This is a genomic window from Monashia sp. HAY1-5C (assembly GCF_056755255.1).
In genome coordinates this window covers 24,581-33,205 of the sequence record NZ_JBPGXG010000034.1, presented here as the reverse complement: position 1 = coordinate 33,205, position 8,625 = coordinate 24,581, and the positions used below count along the sequence as shown (strand labels likewise).

General features: G+C 68.6%; 10 protein-coding genes and 1 pseudogene. 1 reads left to right on the top strand and 10 read right to left on the bottom strand.

Features of this window, described 5'->3' with window-relative positions:
• Positions 1–215, bottom strand: a 215-nt coding sequence (locus tag ACR9ZK_RS07645) for a hypothetical protein (RefSeq protein WP_481341295.1), incomplete at its 3' end; no start/stop codon positions are given.
• 318 nt (positions 216–533) lie between these two features.
• On the opposite strand from ACR9ZK_RS07645, the pseudogene ACR9ZK_RS07640 reads away from it, so the two are divergent.
• Positions 534–983: pseudogene (locus ACR9ZK_RS07640) on the top strand (ATPase, T2SS/T4P/T4SS family); the annotation flags it as partial.
• A gap of 61 nt (positions 984–1,044) precedes the next feature.
• On the opposite strand, the gene ACR9ZK_RS07635 reads toward ACR9ZK_RS07640, so the two are convergent.
• The 9 genes from ACR9ZK_RS07635 to ACR9ZK_RS07595 all read right to left on the bottom strand — a co-directional run bounded on the left by ACR9ZK_RS07635 (position 1,045) and on the right by ACR9ZK_RS07595 (position 8,555).
• A complete protein-coding gene (locus tag ACR9ZK_RS07635) occupies positions 1,045–1,818 on the bottom strand; it encodes a hypothetical protein (protein WP_481341294.1) in 774 nt (257 codons plus the stop codon).
• A gap of 3 nt (positions 1,819–1,821) precedes the next feature.
• The gene (locus tag ACR9ZK_RS07630; RefSeq protein ID WP_481341293.1) at positions 1,822–2,364 is read right to left on the bottom strand and encodes a hypothetical protein; all 543 of its coding nucleotides are present in this window, start codon (positions 2,362–2,364) and stop codon (positions 1,822–1,824) included.
• 199 nt (positions 2,365–2,563) lie between these two features.
• Positions 2,564–2,911 carry a hypothetical protein gene (locus tag ACR9ZK_RS07625; RefSeq protein WP_481341292.1) on the bottom strand — a complete coding sequence of 116 codons (348 nt, stop codon included), beginning with the start codon at positions 2,909–2,911 and terminating at the stop codon, positions 2,564–2,566.
• 317 nt (positions 2,912–3,228) lie between these two features.
• Positions 3,229–4,830: a phage major capsid protein gene (locus ACR9ZK_RS07620; protein WP_481341291.1), complete on the bottom strand. Its 1,602-nt coding sequence runs from the start codon at positions 4,828–4,830 to the stop codon at positions 3,229–3,231.
• Between the two features lie 177 nt (positions 4,831–5,007).
• Positions 5,008–5,376, bottom strand: coding sequence for a hypothetical protein (locus ACR9ZK_RS07615; protein WP_481341290.1), 369 nt, complete (start codon positions 5,374–5,376; stop codon positions 5,008–5,010).
• A gap of 14 nt (positions 5,377–5,390) precedes the next feature.
• Positions 5,391–5,846, bottom strand: coding sequence for an HAD family hydrolase (locus tag ACR9ZK_RS07610; RefSeq protein ID WP_481341289.1), 456 nt, complete (start codon positions 5,844–5,846; stop codon positions 5,391–5,393).
• 140 nt (positions 5,847–5,986) lie between these two features.
• Positions 5,987–6,271, bottom strand: a complete 285-nt coding sequence (locus tag ACR9ZK_RS07605) for a hypothetical protein (RefSeq protein ID WP_481341288.1) — start codon at positions 6,269–6,271, stop codon at positions 5,987–5,989.
• The gene (locus tag ACR9ZK_RS07600; RefSeq protein ID WP_481341287.1) at positions 6,268–8,379 is read right to left on the bottom strand and encodes an AAA family ATPase; all 2,112 of its coding nucleotides are present in this window, start codon (positions 8,377–8,379) and stop codon (positions 6,268–6,270) included. The genes ACR9ZK_RS07605 and ACR9ZK_RS07600 overlap by 4 nt, the downstream gene beginning before the upstream one ends.
• Positions 8,376–8,555 (bottom strand): hypothetical protein, encoded by a 180-nt coding sequence (locus ACR9ZK_RS07595; protein WP_481341286.1) that lies wholly within the window; start codon positions 8,553–8,555, stop codon positions 8,376–8,378. Before ACR9ZK_RS07595 ends, ACR9ZK_RS07600 begins: the two co-directional genes overlap by 4 nt.
• Positions 8,556–8,625 lie beyond the last annotated feature (70 nt).

Sequence of the window (8,625 nt, the reverse complement as noted above, 5' to 3'; positions counted from 1 at the left end):
TCCGAGGGAAGCCCGTCAGGCACGAACAGGTCAAGCGCGTGGCTTACGCCTGTGACTCTCACACGACGTGCAGAGCCGTCCAGGTCACCGACCAGAGGGTAGACGGAGTCAGCCCCGGTGACCCCGAAGCCAATGGTGAACAGGCCCGGGGATCGCAACACCTCGCCTTCGAACTGCACCATCACGTCCCAGTCGGGGTCGTGCGTCTGGTGCACAGGGGAGACCGCGATCTCGTGAGGGAAGATTCCCGACGCGGCCGTGAACAGGGCTGGATTGGGCGAGTGGAGGATGGCGCGAGGGCGGGGTCGAACCTCCACCGGGATGGCACGCCGACCTGGCGAGCCCTTGGGCTGCGGGTCAGCCGTGCGTATCACTTCCGAGGCCAAGGTCCCCCCTTGTTCCGACACGATGATGGCAAGTGGGAACCAACCGTAGTCTGTGCGGCCACCACCGCTCACGACCCAATGTAAATAGTGTCTTGGACGAGCATTCGTACGCTCGATGAGACACCCAGCCCTTAGGCACACACAACCAAGTTCGTCGTCAGGGCCGACCACCTCGACGACCTCGTCCGGCTCGGCACCCTGACACGCCAGGCCGCGACGTTCCTCGACGCCGCGGTCGCCAGCGGCCTCAACGTCCTGGTGGCCGGAGGCACCCAGGCCGGCAAGACGACGCTGCTCAACTGCCTCGCCGCGGCGATCCCGCCGCGGGAGCGAGTCATCACGTGCGAGGAGGTCTTCGAGCTGAAGATCCCCCTGCGAGACGTCGCGTCGATGCAGTGTCGCCAGCCGAGCCTCGAGGGCACCGGCGAGGTGCCGTTGCGTCGCCTCGTCAAGGAGGCGCTGCGGATGCGTCCTTCGCGGATCATCGTCGGCGAGGTGCGCCAGGAGGAGAGCCTCGACCTGCTCATCGCCCTGAACAGCGGCGTGACAAACATTGCCCCGACACAATGCACATTTCACGTTGCCGTGCCTCGACAGGGACAGGGCATTGCTTGATGCAGCGGCGGGGGCGTAAACGTCAACCTTTACCCGCCCCGCGCTACGCCTTCGCGGCAACCAGGTCCTCGGCCGCAGTGACCCCGGGTGGCAGGAGCGCCACCGTGCGCTTGTCTGCGTCGTAGTCGATCTGGCGCACCTTGTGGAGGGGGCGCAGCACGTCCTTACGAAGGTTCGGCAGGCTGGGGTGTTCAAGCCAGCGGAGGAGATCGGCTTCCGCGACTTCGCCCGTCTCCGTCAACAGAAGAACCAGCGTCTGCTGCTTCCACGTCATGCCGGTCCGCAGTACTCGCTTCTTGTCGCCGTGCGTCCACACCCATGCGACCTCGCGCTCGATGAGGCCGTCCACGAGCGCGGTGGCCTCGTCGATGTGCAGCGTGTGGAGCAGCCGGACCAACTCGGCCATGAGCCACTTTGCCGTGTAGAGGACGACCGTGGCATCCATGTGGTTCGGGTCGACCTCTGCGCCAGCGTGGCCAACGCCGCGGTTGTTGCGGATGTCGTACAGGCCGATCATCATGCGCGGAATCAGGATTCGCGGTGACCGACTGTCGGGGACCTGGGCGTACTTCTGCTCCAAGGCCCAGCACGTCTGGGGGAACCGATTGGGCTTCTTGGCTCGTGCGGGGTACTTCCCGCCCTCAAGCCAGCCTTCGATGATCGTGAAGACCGCCTCGCACAGCTTGCCGCCATTCAATTCGGACGGCTCCCACTTGTGCTCGCGATAGTTCGTGACGATCTCGTTGAAGGCAGATAAGAGGTCGTCGCGGAGCGTCGTGGGCAGGACCGAGAAGGCGTCCTCAGCTGCTAGGCCCACGTATCAGCCGCCGTGACCGAGCATGCCCTGCACATACACGATGCCCTCACGGGTCACCTTGTACGTCTTCCGTGCCTGCTTGGCACTTCCAGACTTCTGCAACTGGATCACCCGTTGGGGGCGCTTTCGCATGTTGCTGGTCAGCGCGGTCGTGATGTTCGGGATCGCGTGCCCGAGATTGCGAAGATCCTTCTGCAGCGTGCTTGCCTGCCACTTCTCCTCGCCCTCATGGACCTGCCGCCAGTAGGCGGCGACGAGGGCCTTGTCCTCGCTGGACTTGGGGTCCGCAGCCGTGAATAGGTCACCGATGTCCTTGAAGTCGGGGTCCTCGGCAGTCATCTCGCCCAGACTCACCTCGCCTTCGGATCCGCTCACTTCACCAACGACCCCACTCGGCGGGATGGCTTCTCGCCCGGCCACGCCCGAGGTCAGAGTTACGCCGTAGCGCTCTGCCGCCCAGCGCAAGACGCGGCCCTGCGCGTCCTCGTCTAGGTCGCCAAGCGCGTTCGCGAGGGCCGACATGGCGTCGATCTCTGGGTCCCCCATGACACCTCCAGAAACAGTGGATCAATGTTCCCTGAGGCTACTCCGTGACCGGCTCGTTCATGCGCAGCATGGTTTCTGGCGTGTCCGTGTCGGAGCAGTTGACCCAGTCCGCGCCCGGGCACGGCGACGCAAGCGGTCTGAGGTTGGACGCCGGCCGCCCACCCCGCGATCAGGGTGGGCGGCCGGGTCCGGCAGCGCGTCACTTCTTGGCGGCCGCGGCCTTCCGGGCGTCCCGTGCCTCCGCCATGTCGGCCCGGCAGATCGGGCCGCGGGTCGGAGCCTCGCCCGGCTTGGCGGCGCGGGTCGGGAACTTCGTGATCGGCAGGACCTTGCCGCACGCCCCTGCGCACTTCTGCGTGCCTCCCTTGGACGCGGGTACGGGCGCCGGCTTGGCGGGCGTCGCGGGCTTGGGGGCGGCAGCCTTCGTCGTGGCCTTCGAGCTCTTGGCCGGTGCCGCCGCCTTGGTGGTGGTTGCAGGCTTCCGGGTGTGCGACGACTTCGGGGTGGTGGTCGATGCGGCGCCGGGGGCGGTGGTCGTGGTGGTCATCGTGACTCCTCGGTGGTGGTGGGTGGTGCCTGACCAGCAGAACACCCGAACCTGCCTCTGGCACAAGGGGTTTCGCGACATTCGCTAGAACGGCACGTGCGGCCCGGTGACACCGGGTCGGGGCAACCACACCGACCCACGTCGGTACGGCCGTCAGGGACGGCATCTCGGGCCGCCACCGGGCGAACGGGTGTCACACCCGGTGGCGGGAGGTGCACGACGCCCGACCGCCGGAGGTGTGGCAGGTCGGGCGTCGGCGTAGGTGGCGGCGACGAGCCTGAAGCAGGGTCCGAGAACCAACCCGTCGCCGCCACGCCTCAGGTGAGGGAGAGCACCCTCAGCGCGGTCGACGTGCCGGCGACCGACGAGTCGGCACCGACCCGCCAGAAGCCGAACCAGCCCGCTTGGCCGGTCGGTCGGCCGTTCGCCGTGCTCTTGACGATCGGGTCATACACGACCGACATCCCGACCCGGTCGACGATGAGGTAGTGGTTGCCGTCGCCGTAGAACACGACCTTGTGCCCGCCGACGCCGATCACCGCGTCCATCGTGGTCGACTCGTACGCAGGCTCGCCGAACGGGGCCATCGCCGTCCCCTGCAGGATCGGCTGCTGCGACCCCGTGAAGACGGGGGTCTGCCGGAGCTGGTCGAGGGCGACGACGTTGCCGAACCATCCCGGGCGGCCGTTCCGGAACCGGGCAGGAAGTGCCTGGTGGAGCGAGTAGATACCGGCGGCCGTGATCGCGCCACCACCGAGCGCCGTCGCGGTCGCCCGGGTGACCGCCCCGAACGGCTGCCCGGTCCCGGTTCCGGTCGCGAACGCAGCCTCCTCCAGCCGGTCCTTCGCGTCGCCGAGCAGGGACGGGAGGTTCTGGGCGAAGTCGGAGTCGTCCATCACCTCGTACGAGCCGAAGACCCACGCCGCGGCCTTCGACGGCGTGATCTTCGTCTGCGCGACCGTCGGGCTGCTGTCCCCAGCCTCGATGCCCTCCGCGAGCCACGCGGCGCTCACCCCGGCGCTGTTCACGCCGTTCCAGTCGTTCGTGGTCGTCGTCCGGTGGGCCGCCCACGCCCGCCACGGGTTCGCCGAGCCGTTGTTGGTCAGGATGATCGTCGGGTCGAGGGTGAAGGGCACCATGTACCCGCCGTTCGCGGCCGTCAGGGACATCGCGGCACGTGCCGAGTAGTCGCCGATGAGGTGACCGGTCGCCCAGTCGCGGACATCGCCCGCGAGGTCACGGGTGAAGGACCGGGTGCGCGCCAGCGCCCGCCGCTCGTCGTCGGTGAGGTCGATGTTGAAGCCCATCGGGGACCGGACGATCTTGTCGAAGGCCGAGCGGTACGCCGGATCGGACAACGCGACGGTCTGCGCGGCGGCGTGCGCCCGCTCGATCTTCGCGGCCGGGTACAAGTCGCCCCACTCGTTCTTGTCCGGGGCTGCGGTGAGCGCGGCGAGCCGCTGGAGGCCATCGTCGGGCACGCCGCTGCTTCGCAGCACTTCGAGGGCGGCGTCGGCGCGACGCAGCGCATCCGAGGGGTCGATGTCGACGAGCGATTCACGGCGGGCGAGGTCACCGAAGGCGGCGCGTCGGTAGTCGCCGCCGGGCGACGCCGTCCGGCTCGTGTCCTGCCCGACCGTCTCGATGTTGCCGGGCGACGCGGCCCGAGACACCAGTTCGTCGTGACGCCGGGCGCGGTTGACCTCGTCCTCGGCGATGATCGCGTCGACTCTCGCGAGCACGTCCATGGCGATCTCGCGTTCCTCGTCCTGGGCGACGGAGCGCCGGGCGTAGCCGTCCAGTTCCGCGATCCGGCTGACACAGCCGGCGCGTACGGCGGCCCGCTGGGTCCGCGTCATCGCGCGGAGCTTTTCCTCCGTCGACTCGATGTCGTGGTAGTCGTCATCTCGAATGGTCATGGGAATGCTTCCTCCGTGAGGGAAGTGAATTGGGGAGTGCGCACATCGGCGCGGTGGCCGCGCCGGGCGCTTGCCCGACCACGCTGGCCCTCCGCCGGGCGATTGCCCGACCACGGAGAAAAACTGCGACCCCTCCGCCGGGCACCTTGGCCCCGACCCACGGAGGATGTTGCGCTGTCACTGTACGTCATCCGGCGGGTCGTCGAGCCGTTCCCATCCACGCGCGTCCTCGTCGGCGAGCGTGTCGGGCACGTCGAGCACGTGCTCGGTGTCGGGCTCCTCGAGTACAGCGAAGGATTCGACGAGGTCGGCCGGGAGGTCGGCGTCCGCCAGCGACGCCTTGACCTCGTTGTCGTCCTCGACCTGCCGGTCCCGCACCACCTCCTGCAGGGCGGCGGCGAGGTCCCGGAAGAACAGCGCGCACCCGTCGTCGGGCGTGCGCTCCCATCCGTACTCGAACCACCGGACGAGCGCCCGGAGTTGCAGGTCGTCGAGCAGGTCGACGCGGACCTCGACAGCGTTCGTAGGGATCTTGTTCCAGCCCACGGCAATTCGTCCTCTCACACTTCGCACGTGCAGACGTCGACCCGGGTCATCGCGCCCTCGCACCGCGAGCAGTGCGTGCCGTACCCGGCACGCCGCAGCCTCATGAGGGACTCGAGGACCCCGGCCATGTCCACGTGCCCCACCGGGGCCTCGGCACGCCGCCTGTCCTCGAGCACGCCCATGAGGCGGTAAAGTTCGCGCGAGTGCTGGACGCCGTTCGACGGGTCGACGTCGAGGCGGCGCGCCAGTTCGATTGCTGTAGCGGCGATCACGTCGGACGCGTCATCCCCGATCTGCCGTCGTGTCGCCGTCTCGATCGGACCCGGCCCACCCTCGGCCGCGAGGCCCTGCTCGATGAAGGCCCGGACCGCGAGGGACACGGTGAGCCCGTGAGCGCGGGCGTAGTCCTCGACTCGGTCAGCGACCTCGGGTGACACCTTCGACGAGATGACTTGCGTCTCCTTGGACATGATTCTCCTAGTTGTTGATTCGTGCAGATGAGTAGCGGCTCGGTGTCGGTTGACCAGACCCGTGGGTCGCGCCCTAGTTCCTTCTCGACGCGCGGGTGCAGGGCCGGAGCGGTGCGCCGGAGCGACCGGCCCCCGGGAGGTCACAGCGCCCACCTCCACCGGTCGCGCTCGATGATCAAGGCGGGACAGTCGTCGTCGTGCTGGGCGACGACGTGGATGGGCTGCCGACGACGAGCTGCTTGTCGACGGTCGGCGCGGCTCGGTAGGTGCATCCGCGCGCCGCACGGGCACGTGCCTCCGTTGTTGACGATGGCCCGGCGGGCGAGGCCTTCGCGGACGATTGGGGGAGCGCCGTCGGGGATCGAGGGTCCGATGACGGCGGCGCGTGTCCCGTCGATGCTGGCGAGGGTGAGTTGCCACTTCATGACGCGGCCTCCGCGTCGTGGCATGCCAGGCAGTTGAGGCCCCCGACGGCACGGAGTTCTTCGATTGGGCCGTCGCAGGTTGGGCATCGGTCCTCGGCGTCCCGCGGGTTGTCCCCTCGGGGCAACCCATAGGGTTGTTGCCCCGGGGACAGTGGGGCCGTACCCGTGTCCCCGGTTGTCCCCGTGGGCCGGGGACACCCCTCAGGGGTGGGTTCGTGCGGGGACTCCGCCATGGTCGGCAGTGGTGTCCCCGGTTGTCCCCGGCGCCTCGATGTCGTCTTCGTCGTCCCTGCGGGAGGGGTGTCCCCACGGGCCGGGGACAACTTTCGAGCCTTGACGACGTCTGCCAGCACCTCGTTGCGGGCTCCGATGTCGTGGGCCTTGGCGACCGCCCGGATGGCGTCGCGGCCGGCGTCGGCGGGCAGCCCGGCGTCGTCGGCCAGTTGGATGAGCCGCTCGACCTTGGACTCGCGCTCGGTGAGCAGGTTGAGCCCGTCGACCTCGTGACGCAGTGGATCGCTGCGTCGGGTCATGGTCAGTTCCTTGACCGGGACCACCATGCGCGAGTCGGTGCAGTCGAGGCGTAGCCGGTCTGTGGCACCGTCGATGCGGGTCATCCTCCAGACAGCGTCGACGTCGCCCGACTTCGCGGACCCGCCCCGTTGCCCCTTCGCCTCGTCCTTGCCGGAGTGGTCGAGGCGGACGACGGCGACGCCCGCCCGCTTGAGCTGGAGGCCGGTGTGTCGGTAGAGCCCGAGCCACGTGTCGTTGCTGTTCTCCTCGCCTTGGACGGCGCGGCTGACGGTGTCGATGACGACGACCTCGACGTCGTACACCCGGACCGCCGCGAGGAGCATGTCAGCACCGACGGCGGTATCGAGGGCCGCGAGCGCCGGGAAGGAGAGGTAGTCGAGATGGTCGAGGTCACTTGGTCCGCATCCCATCGCGACGAGCCTCGAGCGGATGTCCCCCCTGGGGTCGTTTTCGAAGTCGACGTAGAGGACGCGGACGCGGCGCGGCGGCTGGTACCCGAGCACCCTCTGACCGCGGGACAGCCCGACGGCCAGCTCGAGCGCGAGGAGTGACTTGCCGACCTTCGGTCGGGAGTAGATGACGATGGACCTACGGGCAGGGACGAGCGGCATGTGCAGCCACTCCTCGTCTGGGTCGTCGTCGGCGAATAGGTCGTGCCAGTTGATCCGGCCTGCCCATCCCTCGACCCACGCGAACGGGTCTTCCTCCAGCTGCTCGCCGGCGCCGGACTCTCCCTCGATCGTGCTTGGGGAATCCGGGATGAAGACGAGTTCGTCGAGCCGACGCTGCGCAGCGATGTGGTCCGTGACGTCCTTTCCGACAGCAGGCTCCACCACCACTACGCTCGCCGCGACAGGGCGTAGCGCGCGGGCGATGTCGCTGGCGGTGTGTCGTCCGGCGTCATCGCGGTCACGGACGATGACGACGTTGGCGCCCCTGAGGACCTCCGTGTACTCGTCCCGCCACTTCGACGACGCGCCTGGCTGCCACGCGCCATCGCTCCACGTGGTGGCGACGACACCGAGCCCGTTGAGCGTGTTGGCATCCTTCTCGCCTTCGACGATGTGGATAGTCCGACCGGACGCGACCGCATCGAGCACCGCGGGGAGGTTGTAGAGGACACGGCGGACGCCGAGGAGCCTCCACGTCCCATCGGCCGCGCGCTGCTGGAACCTCTTTGGCTCGTAGCGCAGCTTCTCGTAGAGGAGCGTCCCCTGCTCGTCCTCGTACCGGTAGGTGGCGACCAGCCGTGATTGGGGCCGTTCCATGGGAGCCGCGTCGAAGAGGTCGGCCATCGTGAGACCGATGACGGCGAGGACGTCGTCGGTGCTGCAGCCGGCATGACAGTGCACGAGCATGCGGTCAGGGCTGCGGGTCAGTGACAGGGACGCGTTGCGGTCGTCGTGGGCTGGGCACTGAGCGCTGGAGCCGCTGACCCGGCAGCCCTTGTTGACGAGCGCCTCGACGAGTCGTCGGTGCGCCGCCCCGAACGTGGTTACAGTGGGCTTGGTCGTCGCGGACCCTTGCGCCCCCTGTCCCTCCGGGATGGGGGCGCGGTCGTTTCCGGGAGTCATGCGGCGTCACCGCCGCGGAGGAGCAGGGCGAGACGGTCTCGTTGCTCGGGCGTCAGCGGCGGCGCCTCGGCCACCGTCTTGCGGATGACGTCAGCGAGACGTTCGGCGCGCATATTGCGCCGGGCCTCGACCAGCTCGGCATCGTCGGGTCGCCGGGATCGGCTGAGGGACGCCACGCGGGCGCGTTCTGAGGTGAATGACACTTCGGGCTCCAGAAGGCACTGGAAAGGCACCGCCCGTGCGTGT

What these genes read in the sequence shown, in the direction of transcription:
- ACR9ZK_RS07625 (WP_481341292.1), bottom strand. Translation starts at nt 2,911, where the DNA reads ATGACCACCACGACCACCGCCCCCGGCGCCGCATCGACCACCACCCCG.
- ACR9ZK_RS07630 (WP_481341293.1), bottom strand. Translation starts at nt 2,364, where the DNA reads ATGGGGGACCCAGAGATCGACGCCATGTCGGCCCTCGCGAACGCGCTT.
- ACR9ZK_RS07605 (WP_481341288.1), bottom strand. Translation starts at nt 6,271, where the DNA reads ATGAAGTGGCAACTCACCCTCGCCAGCATCGACGGGACACGCGCCGCC.
- ACR9ZK_RS07600 (WP_481341287.1), bottom strand. Translation starts at nt 8,379, where the DNA reads ATGACTCCCGGAAACGACCGCGCCCCCATCCCGGAGGGACAGGGGGCG.
- ACR9ZK_RS07620 (WP_481341291.1), bottom strand. Translation starts at nt 4,830, where the DNA reads ATGACCATTCGAGATGACGACTACCACGACATCGAGTCGACGGAGGAA.
- ACR9ZK_RS07610 (WP_481341289.1), bottom strand. Translation starts at nt 5,846, where the DNA reads ATGTCCAAGGAGACGCAAGTCATCTCGTCGAAGGTGTCACCCGAGGTC.